The sequence below is a fragment of the Leeia oryzae DSM 17879 genome, assembly GCF_000376945.1.
Taxonomy (GTDB): domain Bacteria; phylum Pseudomonadota; class Gammaproteobacteria; order Burkholderiales; family Leeiaceae; genus Leeia; species Leeia oryzae.
In genome coordinates this window covers 197302-222584 of the sequence record NZ_AQXU01000023.1, presented here as the reverse complement: position 1 = coordinate 222584, position 25283 = coordinate 197302, and the positions used below count along the sequence as shown (strand labels likewise).

Here is a 25283-nt window from a genome sequence, read left to right as displayed (position 1 = left end):
CTGGAAAAGACGGATAACTTGCTGCGGGCAAGCATCCTCATCGCAGGAATTTGCTGACTTTCTTTTCCAGAAGCTGAATTAGCTCTGGTTGCATGAATTTATACACATCAGGAATATCAAGGCAGATCACCCTTTTACCGTTCAGGTAAGGTTTGAATTTCTGCGCCAACCTGACTTTGTGCACTTTTTCCATCACAAAGATGATATCAGCCCATTCAAGCTGATCAGCAGACAAGGGAACATCAGCACCTGTTCCCAAACCGGCTGAATCTGTTTCTACCCCAGGCCAGCTGGAAAATACTTGCTCTGCGGTCGGGCTACGCAGACGGTTCTGGCTACACAGAAATAATGCATGCATGGTTTTGATCTCTGGTCTCTGCTGAATTTGCTGGAAGCGTAGAAGAACATCAACATGCCAGCTTCTTTACTTGGCATCCCATTCATGCACAGTCACCACAGAAGACTGTGTGATATGCAATGGGTCGGTCATGGCAATGGCGTGCGCTTCTTCCAGGTTTTCAGCATGCATCAGATAGGCACCACCTGTTTTATCCGTAAATGGCCCGGCGAGTTCCAGCTTGCCGTTCTGTCTAAGTGTTTCAAGAAAAGCCTGATGTGCTGCAATGGCAGATGTCTGAAATTGCGGGGTTCTGATAAGCGTTACCAAAAAACGTGGCATAAATATCCTGGTTATGTAATGACTTGATATTGTGATGGGCAGTGGGCTGTATTTTATCTGATGAGACCAGAATATTCATTTGCTCGGTGAAGGCTAATTCCAGTTACTTGTTCATCGTGTAAGGAGCACTCTTTATCAATAATGATGATCTCTGGTCTTGTTGTTGGCCCTGTAAGCTGTACATTGACATCACAGTTCAGAGACCCGGATGTGAGTGGAATATTATTTGCCAAATGTGCCTTCATTGGCGGCTCATTTGCCTGTTGATCATCTTCCCAAAGATCATAAATACGCTTAAAACTTTCGCGATTAACTTCTGCCCAAGCGCCAATCGAATACCGCTCAGGTAATCCGGCAATAGGCAGTGGGATAGTACACCGCAAGAAAAATCTGGCGTCATCCAGAACATAGATGTCATTGTTGTACCAGCATCTGATATTTCTGTCTTCGTCGGTCAGTGCTGCAATTTCATCAGGTCGCCGAAAAGTTAATTCCATTCTATTTGCTGAAACCAGTTTGCCACAGCAAGGGCAAGCTACAAGGTCTGAATTCATAAATCATCCCATATTGTCAGGGCGAGCATAAAAGAAAATCTCGCCATTCGCACAACAGGCGAGCTACATGCATATTACTTTCTGCATCGATTGATAAAGCCATGTGAAACAAGGCCACCTTGCCTAAATGTGAAGCGATAACCTCTTCGCACCATCCTGAAGCATGCGAAACACTTGGGGCAAGTAGGAAGAATATTCATCCCTGCTTTGGGGGCTGTCAGCAATACCAATCGTGCCCCACACGTAATACTGAACCTCATCTATCGCGCGATACAGTTCACGATCATGTATGTTGGGTTTTCTGACCATCTTTTGCTTCATTATCTTGAGCTAATGATTCTTTTTTGTCGCGCTATTTGATTCTGGAATATACATACCTTCCTGATTTTATGAAATACCGCAATGGCATAATGTTCAGGCTGTTATTTGCTCCCTTCAGACTGTCGATTCCGCCCCATCCCCACCATCCTTGCGCAAATTTCGCCCTCGCTACGGCTGTTTTTTTTAACTTGATTCGGGTCAAGGAAGAAGGGCATGCCGAGGTCTAATTTGTGCTCACGTATTGGATATCTCGATTTTTGATGGCTGTGATAGACGGTTTTTTTGTTGGGAGTAATAAAAAATGAAACAACGAAATACAACACAGATTATCCGTGGGTTCACCCTTGCGACGCTGGCGTTTGCCGTGCATACAGGTTTTGCAGAAGATGCGCCTGCTGCCCATGCCAATCAGCCTGCGGCGGCTTACCAGAGCGGGGGCGGGTCACCAATGGCGGGGACGGAGATGTATCAGAACATCAACCCGAAAGCGCCGCCGATGACCAAGGTAGAGTTTGACAAAGCGCGCCAGATTTACTTTGAGCGCTGTGCCGGCTGTCACGGGGTTTTGCGTAAAGGGGCGACCGGCAAGCCGTTGACCACCAATATTACGCTGGACCGTGGTACCGAGTACCTGAAGGCGTTCATCAAGTATGGTAGCCCGGCTGGTATGCCTAACTGGGGTACATCTGGCGAGCTGTCCGACGACGAAGTGGACCTGATGGCGCGTTACATTCAGCAAGAGCCGCCTACACCGCCTGAATACTCGATGGCCGATATCGAGAAAAGCCGCAAGATCATCATTCCGGTAGACAAGCGTCCTACCAAGAAGATGAACAAATACAACCTGGACAACCTGTTCTCTGTGACCCTGCGCGATACCGGCGAAGTGGCACTGATTGACGGCGATACCAAGCAGATCATCAATATCGTCAAGACCGGTTATGCGGTGCACATCTCCCGCATGTCTGCGTCTGGCCGTTATCTGTACGTGATTGGCCGCGATGCCAAGATCAACCTGATTGACTTGTGGTTGCCTAAGCCGGACAACGTGGCCGAGATCAAGGTGGGTCTGGAAGCCCGTTCTGTCGAGACCTCCAAGTTCAAGGGCTTTGAAGACAAGATTGCCGTAGCAGGTACTTACTGGCCGCCACAGTACGTGATCATGGAAGGCGATACGCTCAAGCCGCTGAAAGTGGTGTCTACCCGCGGCATGACCGTGGATAACGAATACCACCCAGAGCCGCGCGTGGCGTCTATTGTGGCGTCTCACTACAAGCCAGAGTTCGTGATCAATGCCAAAGAAACCGGCAAGATCAACATGGTGGATTATTCTGACCTGAATAACCTGAAAACCACCGTGATTGACGCGGCCAAGTTCTTGCACGATGGCGGCTTTGACAGCACCGGTCGTTACTTCCTGGTGGCGGCCAATGCCTCTAACAAGATTGCCGTGGTGGATACCAAAGAAGACAAACTGGCTGCTCTGGTAGATGTGGGCAAAACCCCGCACCCAGGCCGTGGCGCTAACTTTGTGCACCCTAAATACGGCCCTGTCTGGACCACCGGCCACCTGGGTGATGACAGCATCGCGATTATCGGTACTGACCCGGTCAAACACAAACAGTATGCCTGGAAGATGGTAGCGACTATCAAGAGCCAGGGCGGTGGTTCATTGTTTATCAAGACCCATCCGAAATCTAAAAACCTGTGGGTAGATAACACGCTGAACCCTGATCCGGCGGTGAGCCAGAGCATTGCGGTGTATGACATCAACCATCTGGATGCTGGCTTCAAAACCTTGCCGATTGCCGAATGGGCAGGCCTGGGGGATGGTGCCAAACGTGTACTGCAACCGGAATACAACGCCAAAGGGGACGAAGTCTGGTTCTCTGTGTGGAGTGCGAAGAACAAGGATTCTGCCATTGTGGTGGTAGATGACAAGACCCGCACCCTGAAAGCCGTGATCAAAGACCCGCGCCTGATCACCCCGACCGGCAAGTTCAACGTGCATAACACGCAACATGACATTTATTGATTGATTGTGATGGATGGCATCGCGCGCCTTGCGGTGTCATCCGGTTTTTGGAGAAACATCATGAAAAAACTGACTTTGATGCTGGCAATCTGTGCAGGTATTGGCATGACAGCTGCCCATGCGGCAGACCCGCAACAATTGGCCAAAGATAAAAACTGCCTGTCTTGCCACGGTGTGGACAACAAGATTCTGGGCCCGGCGTACAAAATGGTAGCGGCCAAGTACAAAGGCAAAGCCGGTATGGAAGCCCAGCTGGCAGATAAAATCCGCAAGGGTGGGGCAGGTGTCTGGGGCCCGATTCCGATGCCGGCCAATAATGTGACCGAAGAAGAAGCCAAAACCCTGGCGCACTGGATTCTGTCTCTGTAAGCGGTTAGCTGTTGTTGTGGTTTAAGGGCTGCCAATCTCCCGTGATGTTTGTCTGTGCGTAACGGGGGATTTGTCCGGGCAGCCCTGCCTCTGGTAGTAGAGGCTTGTCTTTATTCCTTCATAAGCCTGCAGATCATGCGCCCTCTGAGATTGCTAATTCTTGCCTGTTGCCTTGGTTTGTCCGGTATGTCCGCTTGGGCAGATACCTCCAATGCGCCAGACCCTGCACGCCAGCAAGCCTTGCTGCATCTGTTGCATCAGGATTGCGGTGCCTGCCATGGCCTGACACTGAAAGGTGGCCTGGGTAGCCCGCTGACACCGCAGGCATTATCCGGCAAACCGATGGAAAATCTGGTCGCCACCATCATGAATGGCCGTCCCGGCACGCCGATGCCGCCATGGAAGCCCTTTATGTCTGAGGCCGAGGCCGAATGGCTAGTGCAATGGCTGCAATCCCAAAAGCCACTTGATCCGAATCAATGACGCATCGCGGACAACTCCGCACAATCGGTGCATCCTGTTCATTGTGTATCCACCATGAAAACCCTACTGACTACCCTGATGTCTGCGCTGCTGCTGGCCGGCTGTGCATCGCAACCTGTTGCTCGCGGCACGGCTGATCTTGGCATCATCATCGAACGGGCCAGCGGCCATATTCGTATTGTCGAAAACTCTACCCACACACAACTTGCCAATGTCGGCGGCCTGGGGGATTTGTCCCATGCGGCAGCGGTGTTCTCGCGTGACGGACGCTTTGCCTATGTGTTTGGGCGTGATGGCGGCATCAGCAAGGTAGATTTGCTGACGCACCAGTTGGTCAAACGGGTATTGCAAGCGGGTAACAGCATTGGCGGGGCGATTTCCAGTGACGGGCGCATCATCGCAGCCCAAAATTACCAGCCCGGTGGGGTGAAACTGTTTGATGCCGATACGCTGGCACTGCTGGCAGATATTCCGGCGCTGGACCCGGCCACGGGCGTGGTTTCCAAGGTAGTGGGCCTGGCGGATTTGCCAGGGCACCGGTTTGCCTTCAGTTTGTTCGAGGCGGGGCAGATCTGGGTGGTAGATGCCAGCAACCCGCGCCAACCGGTCATCACCCGCTATCCGCATATCGGCCAGCAGCCCTATGATGGCCTGGCCACCATGGATGGCCGCTACTATATGGCTGGTTTGTACGGGGAAGACGGTGTGGCCTTGCTGGATACCTGGTATCCGGAAAAAGGTGTAACACGGGTATTGAACGGCTACGGGCAGGGCGCAGAGAAGCAGCCCGTGTACAAAATGCCGCACCTGCGCGGCTGGTCTGTGGCTGGTGATTATGCATTTTTTCCGTCTATCGGCCATAAAGAAGCCATCGTGGCGGATAACCGCAGCTGGGAAATCAGGCGCCATATTCCGCTGGCCGGCCAACCGGTATTTGTGATGGCCAGGCCGGACGGCAAGCAGGTGTGGGCCAATTTTGCGTTTCCGGACAACGACACGGTTCAGGTCATTGATGTACCCACCATGAAGGTGGTCCGTACCTTCAAGCCTTGCAAGGGCGTATTGCATTTTGAATTTACAGCCAGGGGCGATCAGGTCTGGCTGTCTTGCCGGGATGAAAACCGGGTAGAGGTGTACGACACGCAAACGCTGGAACGCATTACCACACTGCCCGCAGACAACCCGTCTGGCATCTTCTTTGGCTGGCGTGCAGGCCGGTTGGGGATGTAGCCATGCACAATGATCTGGCACCGGCCTTTACCGGTTATGGCCCGCCTGCGGGGGTAGATGCAGCAGAGCTCAAGCTGCTGGATGATTTTCAGCATGACTTTCCGCTCATGCCGCACCCGTATCAGCACATTGCCTCATCGCTAGGCAAAGACTGGACCGAAGCTCGCGTGATAAACACCCTGCAACAGGGGAAAGCCAGCGGCAAAATCAGCCGTGTTGGCGTGGTATGGGCGCCCAACCGGATTGGTGTATCAACACTGGCGGCCATTTCTGTTGCCCCTACCTATCTGGAAGAAGCCGCCCACGTTATTAACCAGTTTGAAGCCGTAAACCACAATTATGCACGCCACCATGTTTATAACCTTTGGTTTGTAGTGGCTGCCACCGATACCCTGACACTTGCGCGCATCCTGCAAATGATAGAGGCAGAAACTGCCAGTTTCCGCCGTAAACCGTTGCTGAATCTGCCTTTGCTGACGGAGTACCATATTGACCTGGGTTTTTCTCTGGTAGGGCCGGGCAGAAAGCGCAGCCTGCCGGTGGTACAAGCCATAGAACCTGTCAGCCTTACTGCGCGGCAGTGGCAACTGGTACAACTGCTGCAAGAGGGCATTCCGCTCAGTGCGACACCGTATACCGATCTGGCTGCCCAATGGGGGGCGACGGGGCACGATGTCATCATGCAATTAAAACAATGGCTGGTAGAGGGCATCATCCGCCGCCTGGGGGTGGTCTTGCATCACCGCGGGTTGGGGTATAAATCCAATGCCATGTGTGTCTGGCAGATTCCGGAAGATCGCATTAACGAGATCGGCACCCAATTGGCGCAAGAAGATTGCGTGCGCCTGTGTTACCGGCGTCCGGCTTGCGGTACGGAATGGCCCTACACACTGTTTGCCATGATTCACGGCAAAGATGAAACCACGGTCCGGCAGCAGCTGGCCGACATCAATGTACGCTTGGGGCTGACAGGTTATCCGTCCGATGTGTTGTTTTCTACCAAGCGTTACAAGCAATGTGGCGCCAGGTATGCCAGGTACTGAACCGGGGAGAAGAACGATGGCAACCGTGCTGACAGACATCGAACGCCTGCTGGTGAACCGTCTGCAAGACGGTTTGCCCATTACCGCCACACCTTATGCCGATATCGCGCACGAACTGGGCTTGACCGAAACCGAGGTGATCTCGACCATCGAGACGCTGCTGGCTAACGGCGTACTGACCCGCTTTGGCCCTATGTGGCAGATAGAGAAAGCAGGCGGCACGTTTACCCTGGCCGCACTTGCCGTGCCAGAGGACGATATCGAGAGGGTAGCCGGCATCGTCAATGCCATGCCAGAAGTCGCCCACAATTACCTGCGCAACCATCACTACAACATGTGGTTTGTGGTGGCCACTACGTCTGATGCCGGGTGTCAGCAAGTCTTGCGCACAATTGAAGATCAAACCGGGTTAGCCGTGCTTAACCTGCCCAAACAGCAAGAGTTTCGGGTACATCTCCGCTTCGACGCCTAGCCCCCACTATGCTTGATCTCGGTTAAGGAAACCCTGCTGCCACTACGGTTAAATGGCTGCATGAACACACCGACTTCCCCTGTGATGGATGCCCTGGACCAGGCACTGATGCAAATCAGTGCTGCCGGATTGCCGCTGGTGTCTCGCCCGTTTGCCGCACTGGCAGAACAATTGGGCACAGATGAAGCCACCATTATCCATCGCATGCAAAGACTGGCGGAGCAGGGCGTGTTACGTCGCATTGCCGCGGTGCCTAACCACTATCGGCTAGGGTATCTGTTTAACGGCATGACGGTGTGGGATATCCGGGACGAAGCCCTCACGGACGTTGCAGCCGCATTTTGCCAGTTACCGTTTGTTTCCCATTGCTATCAGCGCCCGCGCTACCCGGACTGGCCGTACAACCTGTTTGCCATGATCCATGCCAAAGACGAAGCCACCGCCAAAGACATGGAAGCCCGCATGCAGCAGCTGGCCAGTGAGCATTGCCGCAAGCATACGGTGCTGTATTCCACCCGAATTCTAAAAAAGACCGGATTACGTATCCCCGGTGACCAGACATTTGCCCGATAACGGCAGGTTGAACACACAGGAGTCAACCATGTTTCGCATCACACACTATCTGCAGCAGATCGACCATCCCACCCCGTTAAAGCCGGCGCGCAAGCCCTCCGGCCCGGTCGTCATCTGGAACCTGATCCGCCGCTGCAACCTGACCTGCAAGCATTGCTACTCCATTTCTGCCGATACCCACTTTAAAGGCGAGCTGAGTACCCAGGAAGCCTGCACGGTCATGGATGACCTGAAAGCCTTTGGGGTGCCTGTACTGATTTTGTCTGGCGGCGAGCCGCTGCTGCGGCCGGATATTTTTGAGCTGGCCAGACGTGCCAAATCCATGGGGTTTTATGTGGGGCTGTCGTCCAACGGTACCTTGATTGACGAGCACAATATTGCAGAGATAGCAGCCGTGGGTTTTGACTACGTAGGGGTTAGCCTGGACGGCATTGGTGCCACCCATGACAAGTTCCGCCGCAAAGAAGGCGCGTTTGATTTGTCGCTAGAAGGTATCCGCCTGTGCAAAGCGCACGGCATCAAGGTTGGTGTGCGCTTTACCATGACACAAGATAACGCCAGCGAGCTTCCCTTGCTGCTGGACCTGGTCGACCGCGAAGACATCGACAAGTTTTATTTCAGCCACCTCAACTATGCCGGTCGCGGCATGAAAAACCGCAAGGACGATGCCGTGTTTGCTGCCACGCGGGACGCGATGGACCTGCTGTTTGAGCATTGCCTGAAAAACCTGCGGGCTGGTACACCTAAAGACTATGTCACCGGTAACAACGATGCCGATGGCGTGTACCTGCTGCATTGGCTGGCAAAACACTACCCGACGCAGCAAGCACATATTGCGGAGATGCTGCAGCAATGGGGCGGCAATAGCAGCGGCGTGAATGTCGCCAATATCGACAACCTTGGCATTGTGCACCCGGATACCATGTGGTGGAACTACCCCTTGGGCAGCGTGCGGGAGCGTCCGTTTTCGCAAATCTGGCCAGATGTATCAGACCCGCTCATGGCCGGCCTGAAATCCAGCCCCAGACCACTGAAAGGGCGTTGTGCCGGTTGCCAGCATCTGGCCATTTGCGGTGGCAATACCCGTGTGCGTGCCTGGCAACTGACGGGAGATTTCTGGGCGGAAGACCCTGCCTGTTATCTGAGCGATGAAGAAGTCGGCTTGTCCGTACCCGTGCCAGAAGAGGTCTCCGCATGAAGCCATTGTTCACTGCCAGCATGCTGCTGGCCAGCCTGGCCGCGTGGGCAGATACGTCGGCATTTGATGCCAGCCATGCCCAGCAACTTTATGATGCCAATTGCCTGCAATGCCATGGCAGCAACCGAACCGGCGGCATGGGGCCGGCCTTATTGCCGCAAAGCCTGGAGCGCCTGAAGCCACAAGAAGCCATTGCAACCATCAGCAACGGGCGTGTTGCAACCCAAATGCCGGCCTTTGCCAAGAAACTGAGCGCAGAAGATATCCAGACCCTGGGGACGTTTCTCTATCAGCCACCCAAAGTGCCGGTATCGTTCGAGCGCAAAGACATGGATGCTAGCCATGTGGTGTACGTGCAGCCGGGCGATCTGAAAGACACGCCACAATTCAAGGCAGATCCGAAAAACCTGTTTGTGGTGGTAGAAGGGGGGGATCACCACGTCAGCATTCTGGATGGCGACAAGCTGGAACCCATCTTCCGTTTCCAGAGCCGTTATGCCTTGCATGGCGGACCCAAATTCACGTCCGACGGGCGCTATGTCTATTTTTGCTCGCGGGATGGCTGGATCAGCAAATTCGACATTTATAACCTGAAAGTGGTGGCAGAAATCCGCGTTGGCCTGAATACCCGCAACCTGGCCGTATCGGGTGATGGCAAATACGTACTGGTTGGCAACTATTTGCCGGATACGCTGGTGCTGCTGGATGCCAGAGACTTGTCCGTGGTGCGCATTTATCCGGTGACGGATACCAAAGGCAAGCCCTCGCGCGTATCTGCCGTGTATGATGCCGGCCCGCGGCAGAGTTTTATCGTGGCCTTGAAAGATTCGCCGCAGGTGTGGGAGATCAGCTACGACCCGCACGCTAAGCCGGTATACCCGGGGCTGGTCCACGACTACCAGATGGACGAGGCCATTGCCCTGCCGGGGCAGTTTACCCCCAGGGTTATCGAGCTGGCCGATGTGCTGGATGACTTCTTTTTTGACCAGAGTTATACCCATCTGATTGGCGCATCCCGTAACGGAAAAGGGCAGGTCATCGACCTGAATGTTCGGCGCAAGATTGCCGACCTTGACCTCTCCGGCATGCCGCATCTCGGGTCTGGCATTACCTGGCAATGGCACGGCAAGACGGTACTGGCCACCCCGAATCTGAAAGAAGGCCGGGTAACCATGGTCGACATGTCCAACTGGCAGAATATTGGCGAAATCACCACCAATGGCCCGGGGTTCTTTATCCGTAGCCATGAAAACACGCCGTATGCCTGGGTCGATGCCATGATGAGCAAAGACAAGCACGACACCCTGCAAATCATCGACAAGGAAAGCTTCAAGGTAGTAGGGCAGGTCACGCCAAGCCCCGGCAAAACGGCTGCGCATGTAGAGTTCACCCGTGACGGACGCTATGCACTGGTCAGTCTGTGGGAGATGGATGGCGCCATCGTGGTGTACGACGCCAAAACCTTTAAGGAAATCAAGCGCATCCCCATGGTCAAGCCGGTAGGGAAATACAATGTGTATAACAAGACCACCCGCTCAGAAGGTACCAGCCACTAAGGCAGATAACAGTCGCTAAAAGCTGACAGACCGTCGTCGATCTTTTGGCAAATAATTGATTTTTAACGGCTAAAATGTTAAAAAGGTTTAAAAATAATGCGTTTTTCAGTGCGATGAATTAGGAGGCCCGTATGGCAATGACAATCAATTCAAATATGGCGCTTCTTAAAGCTCAGCAATATGCTGCAAATGCTTCTCAGGCACAGCGTCTGACGTCTGGTTCAAAGATTGCCTCAACATCTGACAACCAGATTGCAAGCTCATCCGGTCAGAAGGTTGCCCAGCAAGATAATCAAGAGAAAGTACGAATTTCTTCTGAAGGATTGGCGTTGGCTCAACAGGCCGCCAATGCATCGACAGCAAACGTGCAAGGTGCTACCTCAGAGAATGCATCAGCATCAAGCGTGCAGGGTGCAACGCCAACGAATGCATCAACATCAAGCGTGAACGGTTCTTCGTCTGAGAATGCTTCCGAAAAAACAGGGGCGTCTGATGCTGACATCGCATCTGAACTGCAATCAGCAGCTAATAACAATTCACTTGTTCAACAAAGCCAGGAAACATTCAATAACTCATTGAAAAAATATGCAGAAATATCTGCAATGGCTGAAAAGGCAACGCGTTAATCTGCAACTTCATACCCCATCCCAAGCAGGGAATTACCCCCTCTTGGGATGCTGGATTGATCATCCACGTTGAATGGTCTGCACAATTTCCAAATTCTTTGCTGACAACATGCCGAAACAGCTCTCCTCCATGGTAGGTGATTTGGCTTACCAGCATCACTTTCCCCTGACGAAAACTTGATATTCAATTGGCATTGCTGCATGCTGGGACCATCAGAACTTTCCGGGTTGTCTCATTATGCAGATACAGCGGCAATACCTCAAAGAAGCCAGTGACAAAGGCATCATATCCGAGTCCCAAGCCAGCGTGCTGTGGGCCTTCCTGAATGAGAAGGGCGCCCACACACCGTCCTTTCGCTTTACCCATATTCTGTATTACCTTGGCGGGATGATCGCCATCGGCGCCATGAGCCTCTTTATGACCCTGGCCTGGGAGAGTTTTGGCGGCTGGGGCATCTTCTTTATTGCGCTACTGTACGCCGGGCTGGGGCTACGGCTGACAGAGCACTTCCTGTATCAACTCAAGCTGCAGATTCCGACTGGCCTTACCGCCACTTTTGTCATCGTGCTCACCCCGCTGGCCGTCTACGGGCTGCAGTCGGGCCTTGGCTGGTGGACAGACCCTGGTGCCTACCGTGATTATCATGTGTATATCGACTGGCGCTGGATCTTCATGGAGTTTGCCACCCTGATCGTGGCTGCGGTCATGCTGTGGCGCTACCAGCTTCCGTTTCAGGTCATGCCTGTGGCCGTTACACTCTGGTACATGAGCATGGATTTTGCCCCTTTCCTGTTTGGGGAAGATGCAGACTGGGACATCCGTAAACTACTGTCCGTCTGGTTTGGGGTAATGATGATTTTTATCGCCATCTGGGTCGATATCCGGGCTCGCAAAGACAAAGACTACGCCTTCTGGTTGTACCTGTTCGGGACCATGGCGTTCTGGGGTGGCCTGTCGTCCATGAATTCGGACAGCGAACTCAACAAGTTCATCTACATGTGCATCAACCTGGGCATGATTGCACTCAGCGCCATTTTGTCCCGGCGCGTGTTTGCCGTGTTTGGGGCCATTGGTGTGGCCAGCTATTTAGGCTATCTGGCCTACCACGTGTTTCAGGACAGTCTGCTGTTCCCGTTTGCACTAACGCTGATCGGTCTTGGGGTGGTGTATATGGGCATTCTCTGGCAACGCCATGAAGCGGCGATCAGCAACTGGTTACTGGACAAGCTGCCAGCGCCACTTCAGGAATTTCTGGAGAATAGGAACTAAGCGGCGACGGACAGAGATTACGCCTGCCTGTTACCAATCTGGCTGCTGACTGGCCGTCGGTAACTGACATACCACAGCAAACTGCCAATCGTCGCAGTGAGCATGTCTTTATGGGCGTCCCACATGTCTCCCTGTTGGCCGTTGTAAGACTCCGCATCTTTGGGCGAGAGTGTCATGGCAATAAACCACTCAAACCATTCGTACCATAAACTGGTGATCATGATGGCGGAAATGGCGATCACGAATGCCTGCTTTCGGCCTTTTGTCCACCGCTGGAGGGCATAACCGGCAATGGCTGGGGTAAAGCAAAACCCGTACAAAAAATGGACCAGCCGGTCAAAGTTATTGCGATGCCAGCCCAACTGCTGAGCCAAGGTGAATCCAAATGCGGATTTCAGCCATTGCTCATATGGCACGTAGGAATACAGCCAGTGAGCGGCAAGCGCGTGCACGGATAAAAACAGCATGATCAGGCCATAATGCAGATCATCCAGCGGGTGCTTTTTCATGTAATACCAAAGCCCGGCCAGACCAATCACCGTCAATGAGGTATGCAAGCCTTGTTCTACCGGCCAAAGCGGATTTAGCCAGGTCAGGATAAAGATCAGCGCCATGATCAGGGTCGACGTAACTTTGCTTGGGGTCATATGCGTATTCTGCCGTCAGTCACAAGAATTTTTATTGCTGCGGATTGTAACAGCATTCATATGACAAAAGACTAATGTCGTGCTGGTGGCAGTAACTGAGGCGGCATTTGCGGGTGAGATCAGTGTGACGGATTGGTCAGATCAGGGCGTGTAATGGCCACCTGGTTGAAGACCGACATGGCGCAATTAAAGGCTTGGTTAGATTCTTGCCCCGGCCGGAAAATGCAGCTGAACAGGGAAGAGTACGAAAATGCGTCGGTGTTTAGCGGGCGTAACCGGCCGGTTTCTACCCAGCGGCTGGTCAAATGGGTAGGTAAATAACCGATGTATTTACCGGAAAGCAGCATCATGAGGATGGCTTCCATGCTAAACGCAGTGGCAGACCGTTTGAAGTTGATCAGCACCGGTTTATGGCTCTCCAGCATATAGCCACGCTCTACATAATCCGCCTTGCAGACGTCTTCCAGCGGGATGTTTTGCCCTGCCATGGCACCCAGTGGGTGTTCTGTACTGCAATACAGGTCTTGTAGTTCTGTAAACAAGGGCTGGTAGATCAACCCAGACAAATGATGATGAAATGCGCCAATGGCGATTTGTAGCCGTTCTTCAATCACGGCCCGTTCCAGCTCGTCCGGACGCATGACATGCAGGGTGATATGGGTATCGGGCAGCTGTTCGTTCAGTGCGGCCAGTGCTTTGGCCATGGGTTCACCGGGCAGGGTATAGAGGCCATCTACAAAACCGATACTTAGGTGGGTTGTCGGCCGGCCGGACAGTACCGCTACCCGGTTCCGGAAGCGGTCGATATCAGAAAACAGGGCTTTGGCGGCTTCATAAGTGGCCAGGCCTTCTTCGGTCAGCTGAAAACCCTGCCGGCCCCGCTGGCAAAGTGTAGTGCCCAGACGGACTTCCAGATCGCGGATCATGGTGCTTAGCCGTGGTAAGCCGGTGTTCAGTACCGTCTGTGCAGCGGTAAAACCGCCAGCCTCCACAATGGTGCAGAAAACCCGCAACAGCTTCAGGTCTACATCAAACAGGTTTCGTAGCATGGCCGCCATGATCAGTATTCGTCAGAGCTAGAGTATAGAAGCAAATTCCGGGTTTTGCCGAATGCAGAGGCAGCAAGCCGTGTGATACGGCTTGCTGCAGGCAAAGGCGGGGGATTATTAACGTTTGGCAATGGCATCTGCCAGAATGCACAGCAGTTCAAACATCAGGGTGGCACCAACCAGTGCGGTATTGCCGCTCGGGTCAAACGGTGGCGAGACTTCTACCACGTCGGCACCAATCAGGTTCAAACCTTGCAGCCCGCGAATCAGATGCTGTGCTTCCAGCGTGGTAATGCCACCAATCTCCGGCGTGCCCGTCCCGGGGGTAAAAGACGGGTCGATAGCATCTACGTCAAAGCTGATATAGGTAGGCAAGTCGCCAACCACGCGCCGGGCTTCTGCAATGGTGGCTTCCACACCGATTTTTGAAAACTCTTCCATGTAAATCACGCGAATGCCACATTCCTCGGCAAAGGCCATATCTTGCGGATCATAAATGGAGCCACGGATGCCAATCTGTACCGTGCGTTTCGGGTCCAGCAAGCCTTCTTCGATGGCACGGCGGAAAGGGGTGCCATGGGTGTAGGGGTTATTGCCAAAATAGCGGTCATTGGTATCGGAGTGTGCATCAAAATGAACCATGCCGATCGGGCCGTCTTTGGCAATGGCACGGAAGATAGGCAAGGTGACCAAGTGATCTCCGCCAACCGACAAAGGCACTGTCCCGGCAGCGTGTACCTCTTTGTAAAAGCCTTCAATCAGTTTCAGGGCATCCAGCAGGTCGATCGGATTGACCGGTGCATCGCCCAGGTCGCCAACCCGTACCAGTTCGTAAGGGGCAATGCGGCTGACATGGTGCACTTTGCGCATGAAGCTGGACATGTTGCGGACTTCCCGCGGGCCGTGACGGGCGCCGGCACGGTTGGTGGTACCGCCATCCCATGGCACGCCAATCAGACCGATCTGCACATCAGCAGGGTTGGTAAAGGCCGGTAAGCGCATAAAGGTGGGGATGCCGGCAAAGCGCGGAATCACGGCGGCATCGAGGGGCTGCGGAAAGTCTGATGACATGGTTTCATTCCTTTAACAAATCTTAGGTATCCGGCCAACTGAGTCGGATACAGTCATAATCAGCAGTAGATGCAATCGGGTTAGAAATCGTGCTGGTGCAACCAGTCGCTATAGCTGCGGATGCCCTGGTCCAGCGTTACTTGCGGCACATAGCCCAAATGGGTCTTGGCACGGCCCAAGTCGAAACGGGCGTTCCGGTCGAGTACCGCGATACTGCCCGGCCCGATGTCGATATCTGCCGCCGGGAACACCGCTTTAACGTGTGACACCAGCTCGGCGTAGGTGATCTGGTCACCCCCGGTAATATTGAACACGTAGGTATAAGGCATGGGGACAGTTGCCGCCAGAATGGAGGCATTGGCCACATCCGTGACATGCACGTACTGGAACCGATAATCCAGGCCTTCTTCCTCTACGGTTTTGATGCCTTTGATGGCATTGGTAATCAGCGTTTTCATGTAGCACTGCATGAACTGGCCCGGCCCGTAAATCCAGCCCGGACGCAGCGAGATGATTTCCATGCCGTACAGCTGGTTGTAAACCGCGGCCAGCTTTTCACCAAATACCTTGGTGGCGCCATAAGGCGTGCTGGGGTTTAACGGTGCATCTTCATCAATCACACCCAACTCTTCATTAGAGCCATACGCGCATTCAGAGCTGAAATTCACCACCCGGCGGATGTTTTGCAGGCGCGCAGCCTCAAAGACTGTGGTGGTGCCCAAAGCGTTGGTGATGACGGTCTGGTAGGGGATGTCTCGTGAAGCCACCGGGTGAGAAATGGCCGCGGTATGGATGATGCGATCCACCTGATGACGGCGAATGGTTTCGAACAGCAAGGGCAGATCATTCAGGTCACCCTGTACATGGTGCAGCTTGGGGTCGGAGGTGTCTTCCACCATCCGGCGGTCATAACTGACGACGTCGTCGCCACGGGCACGCAGCATGCTGACCAGTGTTTTACCCAGAAAACCTTGCCCGCCTGTCACTAGAATGCTCATTCTTGTTCTCCTGCTTCGCACCATCTGCGAATTAATAAGGATGTTTCTCGGTAGAAAATTCACCTGTACGCCAACTCTTTGCAAGCATCTCGGGCGTGCAGAACCACACTCCTTCATGCGATTTGATAAATGTGACCAATTGGTCCAGCATGGCAATCCGCGATGCCCTGCCGATGATTTCCGGATGCATGGTCAGCATGAAGTAACAGCCTTCTTCATACAGGGCAGAGAACTCTGCTTTCCACATGCGCAAGACTTTTTCCGGTTCTTCGATGACATAGCCGGTTTGCGGCATGGCCGAGTAGGCAAATTGCTCCCAGTCGTCCAGCAGCCAGGTGACCGGTAGTTCCAGCAGGTCTTTTTGGCCCGCCTGAACGCAGTAGGGGATGTCATCTCCCATCAGGCTGCTATCGTACTCAAAGCCATGTTTGTCTAGCAGTTGCAGGGTTTGCGGGGTGATTTCCCATAGCGGCGCCCGAAAGCCAGTCGGCACAATGCCGGTAATGCTGGCCAGCCGGTCTTTGGATCTGGCCAGAATGTCGTCTTCCTGCTCATAAGTCAGTTCATCGGTACGTTCATGGTCATAGCCGTGACAGCCGATCGGGTAACCGGCATCGTGAATGGACTTCACCAACGCCGGATCGATCTCTGCCGTATAACCAGGCACAAAAAACTGCGCCGGGATGCCATGCTTGGCCAGCAGCCGCAAAATGCGGGGTACTCCGGTGCGGCGGCCATAGGCGCCAGACGACAACAGGGAGAGCCGCTGCTGGTTGGCCGGGTCAAATTTCCAGCCAGATTCGGCGTCTACATCAAAGGTGATACATACGGCCACTTTTTTTCCGTCTGGCCACTTAAAGCGGGTATCCATCATGGCATCCTGTACTGTCGGTGGATTGGCAAGGCATCACCCGGGCAAGCAAATCACCCGCCCGGGCTAATGCCTCAAGTCTTTGCGTGTTGCTTGCCAGTCATGGAGATGGCAAAGCCGGAAACCACCACTGCAATGCCGATATACCAGGCGTTGTAGAGGTCACTAGGGTCTACCGGTACAGCACCTGCCGTGTAGGCAATATAGCCAAGCACACCCATGGCCAGAACTGCAGGTACCGATACGCTCAGCGACACGGCAGGGCGATGAATCTGCCACGCCAGGCGAACAAACGCGGCCAAGGCTGCAATGTATGACAGTACCAGCGTGATGGTGACCACATCGTAGTACCACATGATTTTGGCCAGCGGCTTGTACCACACCAGCACTACACCCACGATGGTCATGGCCAGTGCAGCCACCCACGGCACTTTGCGCTCATTCACCTTGCCAAACAGGGCTGGCAGGTGTTTTTCCTGGCTCATGCGGTATAGCGTGCGTGCGCCGGAGTTCATGGAAATCTGCAAACCGGCAGCCGCCGAAGTGATCACCACAAAAATGGCCACCCAGGCCAGCGAGGCTGGCAAATACACTTTGGCAATGGCTGCAATCGGGCCTCCGTCACCACCTTCGACAATGGCGGCCAGTGTTTTCACTGGCACGGCATATTGCCAGCCAATGGCGGCCAGGCTGTAGATGACGAAAGCAGACGTCAACACCAACAACATGGAGCGCTGTACGGTACGTACCGGCATCCGTGCTTCTTCAATATAGTTGATGGCAGAGTCAAAGTTGGCCAGCATCCATACCCCGAACAGCACGCCAGGCCCGACCACGCTCATGCCCCCGGCCTTGGATAGCGAGTACATATCGCCAAGCGACAAGTCGGTGACGTGCGGATGCACAATCCCCATGATGCCAAGACCTGCCACCACCAGAATTTCGAAGGTCAGGAACACGCCGGCGATCTTGGCGGTGATTTCGATACCGCGGCAAGAGATGACAAAGAACACTACCAACATCAGCGTGCCGAGAATTCTGGCGTTGATGTCACCAGCCAGCCCCGGGAACAACGCTTGCATGTACTGGGCACCAATGACAGCGGTCATTGGGGCCACGGCCGCACAGGCCAGCGTGTAGGTCCAGCCCAGCACCGTGCCGATGCGTGAATGCAGAAACTTCTCTGTAAAGGTAAAAATGCCTGCGGCCGATGGCGCATGGCGGGTAAGGCGAATCAGACAAAACGCCAGTACCAGCATCGGGAAGAAATAGGCAATCAGAATGGCCAAGGGCGCTGCATGACCAACAATCGAGTACAAAATGGACATGGACGAAGCCGCTACCCAGGCCGGTGCATTAAAGCCCAGCGCAGCCAGCGTGACTTCCTTGGTGGTCAACTTGCCTTTGTTCAGCGTGGTATGCACCTCCTGGATTTCTCCATGGCGGTCATAACCGAATAATTCCAACAGTTTCATGACGTCTCCTCTTTATTGTGTATTACGTATGACTCCGTATGAACCTACTTTTGATACTGCTTAACTGTTCATGACACCTCCGCCATTCACCCCCAGCGTTTGCCCGGTCATGAAAGAACTCTGGTCAGAGGCCAAAAAGCGGACGACAGAAGCAATTTCATCGGGCTGGCCCAGACGTTTCATCGGGTATTTGGCAGATTCACTCACCACATATTCTTCGCCCAGTGCAGCGACCATCGGGGTATGAATCGCCCCCGGGGCCACGGCATTGACCCGTACCCCATAAGGGCTCAATTCACGCGCCAGGCTTTTGGTCAGCGAGATAATGCCGCCTTTGGCGGCGCTGTAATGCACCAGGTTTTCGCAACCCAGTTGCCCAAGGTCTGAAGCAATATTGATGATGCAGCCGCTTTTCTGGGTCATCATCAAACGGGCGGCTTCGCGGCAGAAATGGAAGGTACCGTACAGATGTACCCGGATCATCCGGTCCCAGGCGGCATCAGACATCTCTACAATGGGTACTTCTTGCAGAACACCGGCGTTATTGACCATTACGTCCAGCTGGTCGATATCTGCAAACAGCGATTTAACCTGGGCAGAATCAGACACGTCGCCCGGTTTCAGAATGCATTTGCCGCCGGCTTTTTCAATCTCGGCTTGCAGTTGCAGCAAACCAGGCTGACTTGGCAAATCATTGGCATAGACACAAGCACCGGCTTGACCAAAAGCAAGGGCGATTGCATAGCCAAGGCCGCTACCTGCACCGGTCACAAAAACGGTTTGTGGTTGGGTTGAACTCATCTTGTCCCTCTTTGGTAGTGATAAATCTGTTTACTGTTCACGTAAATCCGAATCACCAGATCACCCTTTTTGTATCCGGGTTTTGTTTTTACAAACTCTACACAGGTGGGTAGCAGAAGATAAATCCTGATGTACACAAGTTCAGTTATCAAAAAACAAAAGTAATCTCAGGAGGGGGCGTTGCACGCGACCCAGAGGTGTTCCGGGGCCATGCATGTATCGGCATGGATCAAATCCGGTGTGATATGCCGCTGCACGACTGCCGGATGGCACACAAGCCTGTGGCAAACCAGCCTGCTTGGCAGGCAAGTTGAAATAACAAGGGAGAAGGAAGAGAGGCTTGGGTTCCCATTAGCCAACTGGTAATGGGAACACTTATCAAAAAGAGAAAAGCAACGACAGGGAGTTACAGAAATTCCCGGTCAGGATGGATATTCAGTTACGTTCTGCCAGCAAGTCGCGGTAAAACGTCAGACGCCCCGGGCGAATTTCACCGCGCTCAGCAGCAGCCGTAATGGCGCAACCGGGTTCTACTTTGTGCCAGCAATTATGAAACCGGCACTGGCCCAGATGGGGACGGAATTCAGGAAACAGGCTGGCAAGATCTCGCGCTTCTACGTGATGCAGACCAAACTCCTGCATACCGGGAGAGTCAATCAACTGTGTCTCTGCGTCCAGGTGGTAGAGCGTGGCAAAGGTAGTGGTGTGCTTGCCGGAGTTCAGCGCTTCGGAGATTTCGCCAGTGCGAGCTGCTGCTTCTGGCACCAACGCGTTAACGAGGGTGGATTTCCCCATGCCGCTTTGCCCAACCAGCACAGAAGTATGTCCGTGCAACAGTTCACGAATCGGGCTGACATCCTGTTTGGCAGACAACGGTACGATGCGGTAACCCAGGTCGGCAAACGGTTGTAGCTGCTGGATCAGTGCTTGTGACTCTGGCAAGTCGGTTTTGTTGATCAGAATCGTCACTGGCAGGCCGTTGGCCTCTGCTGCAATCAGGCAGCGGTTCAGCATGGCTTCGTGGCACGCAGGCACGCCGGCCGTGACCAGCAGAATCTGGGTCACGTTGGCGGCAATGGTTTTGCTGCGCCATTCGTCTTGCCGGTAGAGGAGCGACGTACGCGGGAGGATGGCTTCAATCACGCCTTCGTCTACCCCGGTTTCTTTCACTTCGACATGGTCACCGCATGCCACATCGGTTTTCTTGCCACGGGTCACGCAACTTAAAATGCCGTTGGGGGTTTCTACCCGGAAGCGCCGGCCAAAACTCTGAATCACCAAGCCTTTGAGGTTATTCGAGTTGTCTTTGCCCGGCTTGCTTTTTTTGCTCATGCAGTGTCCTGTATTTAGGCAGATTTGGCGCGTTGCAGGGCTGCAATACGCAGTGCGGCAGGCGGGTGAGAGTCATAAAACGCCGAATGCAGCGGGTCCGGAGTCAGCGTATTGGCGTTATCACGATACAGCTTGACCAGACCGCTGATCAGGTCCTCCGCGTTGGCGTGGGCCGCAGCAAAGGCATCGGCCTCGAACTCGTGCTTGCGGGAGTAGTAGCTTGAGAGTGGCGCCAAGGGCAACAATACCAGCGGCGCAACAATAAAGAACAGGAACAGGCCAATGGCACTATCCGGCTGGGCAAACCCCAGTCCCTGATAGAACCAGGGCTGTGTCACCGCCCACCCGGCCACGGCCAGCGCCACAAGGGCGGTAGAGAACATCCAGACCATGCGTTTGACAATATGCTTGTGCTTGAAGTGTCCCAGCTCATGGGCTAGCACCGCTTCGATTTCCTCTGGGGTCAGACGTTCGATCAGGGTATCGAAGAACACGATCCGCTTGTTGCGGCCAAAGCCGGTGAAATAGGCGTTGCCATGGCTGCTGCGCTTGGAGCCATCCATGACAAACACGCCAGAACTCTCAAAGCCGCAACGGTGTAGCAGGCCGTCAATGCGGGCTTTCAGGGATTCATCCGCCAACGGCACAAACTTGTTGAACAGCGGAGCAATAAAGGTAGGGTAAATGGCCAGCATCAGCAGGTTAAACACCAGCCACATGGCCCATACGTATGCCCACCAGAACTCGCCCATGGTTTTCAGCAACCAGATGGCGCCGGCCAGAAACGGCACGCCAATCAGGCCGCCAATCACCAGACCTTTGAGCCCATCCAGAAAAAACAGCTTGAGGGTCAGCCGGTTAAACCCGAATTTTTCTTCAATATGGAAGGTTTTCCAGAGGCTGGCAGGTAAACCGATCATGCCCTGGATCACCATCACCAGAACAATAGTCGCCACCGGGTGCCAGACCGCGCTGTTTGTCCAGCTGGATGTCAATTGATGCAGCCAAGACAGCAGGCCACCCAGAGTCAGGCCCAAGGTCCAGGCAATATCCACCAGCAGGGGCCAACGGCTGAACGTCACGCGGGCGGTGCTGTAGTCTGCCGCCTTTTGGTGGTCGGCCAGAGAAATGTCTTTGGCAAATGCAGCAGGTACTTCGGCACGGTGTGCCGCGATATGTTTTAACTGGCGGTTAGCCAGCCAGTGCTGCAAACCGGCAGCAAACAGAACCAAGGCGATAAACACATAAGAAAACAAGGTCAATCCGGACATGAAGCAAACATTCTCAAAAGTTACTTATTGAGGCAATTATCCCACAGCTGTGGCGAAAACTGCGGATTTTCAGCCAAAGCGGGCAGGGTAGGCTAAAATGGCAGCAGATGATGTTTTATATAGAGAAAATGAAATATGGCACAAGACGCAAACCACCTGATCTGGCTAGACATGGAAATGACTGGACTGGTTCCGGAAACTGACCGCATTATTGAAATTGCGGTCGTCATTACCGATGGCGAACTCAACACCGTGGCGGAAAGCCCGGTTTTGGTGGTTCACCAGCCAGATAGCGTGCTCGATGGCATGGACGACTGGAACAAAAGTACCCATGGCCGCTCTGGACTGATCCAGAAAGTCAAAGACTCCGTGCTGAATGAGGCCGAAGTCGAAAAACGCATGTTGGAATTCCTGGCCGAATACTCGCCCAAGGGCGCATCCCCCATGTGCGGCAACTCCATCTGCCAGGACCGCCGCTTTATGGCCCGCTGGATGCCAACGCTGGAAGCATGGTTCCACTACCGTAACCTGGATGTGAGCACCCTGAAAGAACTGGCCAAACGCTGGAAACCAGAAGTCGCCAAAGGCCTGAAAAAACACGGCAAGCACGAAGCTCTGGCCGACATATACGAGTCTATCGACGAGCTAAAATACTACCGTGAACATTTCATCAAGCTCTGATCCGGGTACTATTTATCTTGTAAGGCATTTTCAAAAGGGCTGCCAAATCTGGCAGCCCTTTTGTATTCTATCTGACGGAAAGTCATTTACCTTGAGAATCACTAGGCGGCCGGGCTTCTGCCGCGTCCTTTGCCAATTGCTGGTGAATCAGCTTTAGCGTGCGTTTGCGTATCCAGCCACTGGCTGCTCGAATGGCAATCCAGTAAGGTAAAAACAAGCGTTTGGTCCTTGGGGTAGGGCAATAGATGAATGTTTCGGTTCGCAGTATGCAGGTGTTGCCTGGCCTCTCTGTTACTTGAAACCGCAAGACCAGTTTCGCGGCAGAATGATCGTTGAACGCTTTGAAAGCTGCTACATCAGGAATGGCCACCAGACCCATATCCGGGCGCCAGAACTTCCCGACCAACCCCAGGGATAATTCATTGCTAGAACGCTGCAGCAATGTGAATGTATGCAGGCCAAAGGCTGCTTTTGCCTGAGGGCTCTTGTTGCTGAACAGGCCTTGCAAGCGAGTTGGCCACTCTCGCACCGTCAGCAACAGATCCGTTACCCAGTCTGACCGCATGTCAAAGGTTTCTACCTTGGCAAGGATGGCGTCTGCCGTGAAAGCCATTGGCTCGGAGTCATGCCGTTCTGAAAACTGATAGTCCTGCAAAAAGAATGGCGGGGCGGTTGTCACGATAGCTCCACAAGGGTGAAATGACAGAGGTGCTGCACATCGGTCATTGAACCAACATGCAAAATGACATTGTAATGGCTGCTGGCGCCAAAGCCAACCAAGCTGGCTATTGCTTGCGCAGCATATCTTCCAGCGCATCCATTTCATCGTCAAGGCTGCCTCTGGTGTGAAAGTGACGCCCCGATTTCTCGTACCAGTATTCTGCATCTTCAAGATCCCCTTCTTGTATGTGCAGCAGCGCGTGCAGCCAGGCGGCTAATGCAGAATCATCCAGCTGCACAAGATTGTGCGCCTCATTCCAATTGCCTTGGCGCATCAGCGCAAGTATCTGAAGCAAAGGGGTCATGGCACTCTCCTGACGGGTTCATCTATTCATCTTAGACCACGGGTGCTAGCCGAGCGCTTGAGGCTGATACACCATGCATTGATCGAATTCCGATAATTGTTGATCGTATCCAGATGGTTTACCTATGTTTTCATGCGGAAAATAGTCATGTCAATCCGGACAATTTGTTGGAGAATGATCATGATGAAATGCAAGGTTTGGGTAGCAGCAGCCGTGATGGCTACGGCTATGCCGTTGATAGTGCTGGCAGATACGTTTACGCTGTCCAGCACGGATGTGCAAGATGGCGGGGTGTTAGGGCAGCAACAGTTTGCCAATGTGTTTGGTTGTTCTGGTGGCAATGTATCGCCACAACTGAGCTGGCAGCATGCCCCGGCAGATACAAAGAGTTTTGTACTGACCGTTTACGACCCGGATGCCCCGACCGGCTCGGGCTGGTGGCATTGGGTGGTGGCCAACTTGCCTGCAACGACGAACAGTCTGCCAGCCGGTGCAGGTAGCGATGTGTCCAGATTGCCGGCAAGTGCAATGCCCATTAACAACGATGCCAGCATGCCAGGCTTTTTGGGGGCGTGCCCGCCCGCAGGTGAAAAACACCGTTATGTCTTTACCGTGCACGCACTAAAAGTAGAAAAACTGGATCTCCCCGCTAATGCAACCCCCGCACTGGTCGGATTCATGACGCACATGACGGAAATTGGCGCCGCCAGCCTGACGGCATACGGTAGCCGCTAATAAAATTATATTCATGCAGTACACAGCAAAACATGATGTACTGCATGAATGTAATTTCGTATTCATATGATTTTTAAAGACTTTAGTATATGCAACCTGGCATCGTAAAGCGTGACGAAGTAGGGATAACCGCCAGAATTACCCAATACCAGCCGCTGGAGCTTACCCGGTTGTATATTAGTCATCCGGTATTGATTCTGGTCGCCAAAGGGGAGAAAACTGTCCGTTGGCCTGGTGGAGAATTTGTTATCCATACTGGTGGCGCAGTGGCTATAGCGGGTGGGCAGACGCTGGATATTACCAACCGGGGGCCAGAGGGTGGGCAATATGAAGCCTACTGGCTGGTGTGGGATGACGCGCTACTAAAAAATTTTGTGCGACAACATTCGGCAACGACTGTACAGCCTATCCATCAGGCATTGCCAATGGCCGCCATCCCTGATGGGTTTCATGCTGCCTGCGAGAGGGCCGTGCAAGCCATCTGTGATGATGCGGTGCCTGTATCCATTGCCCAACACCACATGAACGAGGTGTTACTCTGGTTGATGGATGCCGGAGGGCTCTTCAGCATGAAAGAGATTGCCAGTACCTCTCACCGGGTACGCAACATGATCAGCCAGCAACCTGCACACAACTGGGCAGCACCAGATGTGGCCGAGACGCTGGCGATGAGCGAAGCTACCCTGCGCCGCAAACTGGCCGCAGAACATACCCGTTTTAGCGACTTGCTGTTGGATGTTCGCATGTCTTGCGCCATCCAGTTGCTGCAATCCACCACGATTCCCGTTACCCGTATTGCACAAGAAGTGGGTTATGACTCTTCCTCGCACTTCTCGGATCGCTTCCGGCAGCGCTTTGGTTTTTCACCGTCGGCGCTACGCCGCAGTCAGGCGGATTAAATAGATTTACAGTCTGCGC

General features: G+C 53.6%; 28 protein-coding genes. 14 read left to right on the top strand and 14 right to left on the bottom strand.

Features of this window, described 5'->3' with window-relative positions:
* Nucleotides 1–37: 37 nt before the first annotated feature.
* The 3 genes from F552_RS0111010 to F552_RS0111000 all read right to left on the bottom strand — a co-directional run bounded on the left by F552_RS0111010 (nt 38) and on the right by F552_RS0111000 (nt 1233).
* Complete coding sequence (locus F552_RS0111010) at nt 38–358, bottom strand: low molecular weight protein tyrosine phosphatase family protein (RefSeq protein ID WP_018151798.1); 321 nt, start codon at nt 356–358, stop codon at nt 38–40.
* A gap of 66 nt (nt 359–424) precedes the next feature.
* Entirely contained in the window at nt 425–679 is a 255-nt protein-coding gene (locus tag F552_RS0111005; RefSeq protein WP_018151797.1) for a YciI family protein, read from the bottom strand.
* Nucleotides 680–732: 53 nt separating this feature from the next.
* Entirely contained in the window at nt 733–1233 is a 501-nt protein-coding gene (locus F552_RS0111000; protein WP_026182632.1) for a DUF2199 domain-containing protein, read from the bottom strand.
* 622 nt (nt 1234–1855) lie between these two features.
* Between F552_RS0111000 and F552_RS0110990 the strand changes: the two genes are divergently transcribed.
* The 11 genes from F552_RS0110990 (at nt 1856) to F552_RS0110940 (ending at nt 12409) form a co-directional block, all read left to right on the top strand.
* Entirely contained in the window at nt 1856–3589 is a 1734-nt protein-coding gene (locus F552_RS0110990; RefSeq protein WP_018151794.1) for a nitrite reductase, read from the top strand.
* Nucleotides 3590–3649: 60 nt separating this feature from the next.
* Complete coding sequence (locus F552_RS0110985; RefSeq protein ID WP_026182631.1) at nt 3650–3958, top strand: c-type cytochrome; 309 nt, start codon at nt 3650–3652, stop codon at nt 3956–3958.
* A gap of 186 nt (nt 3959–4144) precedes the next feature.
* Nucleotides 4145–4441, top strand: coding sequence for a c-type cytochrome (locus tag F552_RS0110980; RefSeq protein WP_018151792.1), 297 nt, complete (start codon nt 4145–4147; stop codon nt 4439–4441).
* Between the two features lie 54 nt (nt 4442–4495).
* The gene (locus F552_RS0110975) at nt 4496–5671 is read left to right on the top strand and encodes a cytochrome D1 domain-containing protein (RefSeq protein WP_018151791.1); all 1176 of its coding nucleotides are present in this window, start codon (nt 4496–4498) and stop codon (nt 5669–5671) included.
* A gap of 2 nt (nt 5672–5673) precedes the next feature.
* Nucleotides 5674–6714, top strand: coding sequence for a siroheme decarboxylase subunit beta (ahbB, locus tag F552_RS0110970; RefSeq protein WP_018151790.1), 1041 nt, complete (start codon nt 5674–5676; stop codon nt 6712–6714).
* A 16-nt stretch (nt 6715–6730) separates the two neighbouring features.
* Nucleotides 6731–7186 carry an Lrp/AsnC family transcriptional regulator gene (locus F552_RS0110965; RefSeq protein ID WP_018151789.1) on the top strand — a complete coding sequence of 152 codons (456 nt, stop codon included), beginning with the start codon at nt 6731–6733 and terminating at the stop codon, nt 7184–7186.
* Nucleotides 7187–7246: 60 nt separating this feature from the next.
* On the top strand, nt 7247–7759 hold the full coding sequence (gene ahbB / locus F552_RS0110960) for a siroheme decarboxylase subunit beta (RefSeq protein WP_026182627.1): 513 nt from the start codon (nt 7247–7249) through the stop codon (nt 7757–7759).
* 28 nt (nt 7760–7787) lie between these two features.
* Nucleotides 7788–8957 carry a heme d1 biosynthesis radical SAM protein NirJ gene (nirJ, locus tag F552_RS0110955; RefSeq protein ID WP_018151787.1) on the top strand — a complete coding sequence of 390 codons (1170 nt, stop codon included), beginning with the start codon at nt 7788–7790 and terminating at the stop codon, nt 8955–8957.
* Nucleotides 8954–10513 (top strand): nitrite reductase, encoded by a 1560-nt coding sequence (locus F552_RS0110950; protein ID WP_018151786.1) that lies wholly within the window; start codon nt 8954–8956, stop codon nt 10511–10513. Before nirJ ends, F552_RS0110950 begins: the two co-directional genes overlap by 4 nt.
* Before the next feature lie 131 nt (nt 10514–10644).
* A complete protein-coding gene (locus F552_RS0110945) occupies nt 10645–11139 on the top strand; it encodes a hypothetical protein (protein WP_026182626.1) in 495 nt (164 codons plus the stop codon).
* Nucleotides 11140–11377: 238 nt separating this feature from the next.
* Entirely contained in the window at nt 11378–12409 is a 1032-nt protein-coding gene (locus tag F552_RS0110940; protein WP_018151784.1) for a hypothetical protein, read from the top strand.
* A gap of 17 nt (nt 12410–12426) precedes the next feature.
* Here the strand turns inward: F552_RS0110940 and F552_RS0110935 are convergent, their stop codons facing one another.
* From F552_RS0110935 to F552_RS0110895, 9 genes are all read right to left on the bottom strand, one after another.
* Nucleotides 12427–13056 carry a DUF2238 domain-containing protein gene (locus F552_RS0110935; protein ID WP_018151783.1) on the bottom strand — a complete coding sequence of 210 codons (630 nt, stop codon included), beginning with the start codon at nt 13054–13056 and terminating at the stop codon, nt 12427–12429.
* 119 nt (nt 13057–13175) lie between these two features.
* Complete coding sequence (locus F552_RS19145) at nt 13176–14114, bottom strand: LysR family transcriptional regulator (protein ID WP_018151782.1); 939 nt, start codon at nt 14112–14114, stop codon at nt 13176–13178.
* Between the two features lie 108 nt (nt 14115–14222).
* Nucleotides 14223–15176: an agmatinase gene (gene speB, locus F552_RS0110925; RefSeq protein ID WP_018151781.1), complete on the bottom strand. Its 954-nt coding sequence runs from the start codon at nt 15174–15176 to the stop codon at nt 14223–14225.
* A gap of 80 nt (nt 15177–15256) precedes the next feature.
* The gene (locus F552_RS0110920; protein WP_018151780.1) at nt 15257–16174 is read right to left on the bottom strand and encodes an NAD-dependent epimerase/dehydratase family protein; all 918 of its coding nucleotides are present in this window, start codon (nt 16172–16174) and stop codon (nt 15257–15259) included.
* A 31-nt stretch (nt 16175–16205) separates the two neighbouring features.
* Nucleotides 16206–17045, bottom strand: coding sequence for a polysaccharide deacetylase family protein (locus F552_RS0110915; RefSeq protein ID WP_018151779.1), 840 nt, complete (start codon nt 17043–17045; stop codon nt 16206–16208).
* A 74-nt stretch (nt 17046–17119) separates the two neighbouring features.
* Nucleotides 17120–18520 carry an APC family permease gene (locus tag F552_RS0110910; RefSeq protein WP_018151778.1) on the bottom strand — a complete coding sequence of 467 codons (1401 nt, stop codon included), beginning with the start codon at nt 18518–18520 and terminating at the stop codon, nt 17120–17122.
* A gap of 60 nt (nt 18521–18580) precedes the next feature.
* Nucleotides 18581–19321 (bottom strand): SDR family NAD(P)-dependent oxidoreductase, encoded by a 741-nt coding sequence (locus F552_RS0110905; protein WP_018151777.1) that lies wholly within the window; start codon nt 19319–19321, stop codon nt 18581–18583.
* A 435-nt stretch (nt 19322–19756) separates the two neighbouring features.
* A complete protein-coding gene (rsgA, locus tag F552_RS0110900) occupies nt 19757–20653 on the bottom strand; it encodes a ribosome small subunit-dependent GTPase A (RefSeq protein WP_018151776.1) in 897 nt (298 codons plus the stop codon).
* A 14-nt stretch (nt 20654–20667) separates the two neighbouring features.
* Nucleotides 20668–21924 (bottom strand): M48 family metallopeptidase, encoded by a 1257-nt coding sequence (locus tag F552_RS0110895; protein WP_018151775.1) that lies wholly within the window; start codon nt 21922–21924, stop codon nt 20668–20670.
* 135 nt (nt 21925–22059) lie between these two features.
* Here F552_RS0110895 and orn point away from each other — a divergent pair, with 135 nt between their 5' ends.
* Nucleotides 22060–22605: an oligoribonuclease gene (gene orn, locus F552_RS0110890; protein WP_018151774.1), complete on the top strand. Its 546-nt coding sequence runs from the start codon at nt 22060–22062 to the stop codon at nt 22603–22605.
* 82 nt (nt 22606–22687) lie between these two features.
* Here the strand turns inward: orn and F552_RS19140 are convergent, their stop codons facing one another.
* Together F552_RS19140 and F552_RS0110880 are read right to left on the bottom strand one after the other, a co-directional pair.
* A complete protein-coding gene (locus F552_RS19140) occupies nt 22688–23284 on the bottom strand; it encodes a hypothetical protein (RefSeq protein WP_211208263.1) in 597 nt (198 codons plus the stop codon).
* A 106-nt stretch (nt 23285–23390) separates the two neighbouring features.
* Complete coding sequence (locus F552_RS0110880) at nt 23391–23630, bottom strand: hypothetical protein (RefSeq protein WP_018151772.1); 240 nt, start codon at nt 23628–23630, stop codon at nt 23391–23393.
* A 180-nt stretch (nt 23631–23810) separates the two neighbouring features.
* Here F552_RS0110880 and F552_RS0110875 point away from each other — a divergent pair, with 180 nt between their 5' ends.
* The gene (locus tag F552_RS0110875; RefSeq protein ID WP_245546680.1) at nt 23811–24365 is read left to right on the top strand and encodes a YbhB/YbcL family Raf kinase inhibitor-like protein; all 555 of its coding nucleotides are present in this window, start codon (nt 23811–23813) and stop codon (nt 24363–24365) included.
* An 89-nt stretch (nt 24366–24454) separates the two neighbouring features.
* The gene (locus F552_RS0110870) at nt 24455–25264 is read left to right on the top strand and encodes an AraC family transcriptional regulator (protein WP_018151770.1); all 810 of its coding nucleotides are present in this window, start codon (nt 24455–24457) and stop codon (nt 25262–25264) included.
* The last annotated feature ends 19 nt before the right edge of the window (nt 25265–25283 follow it).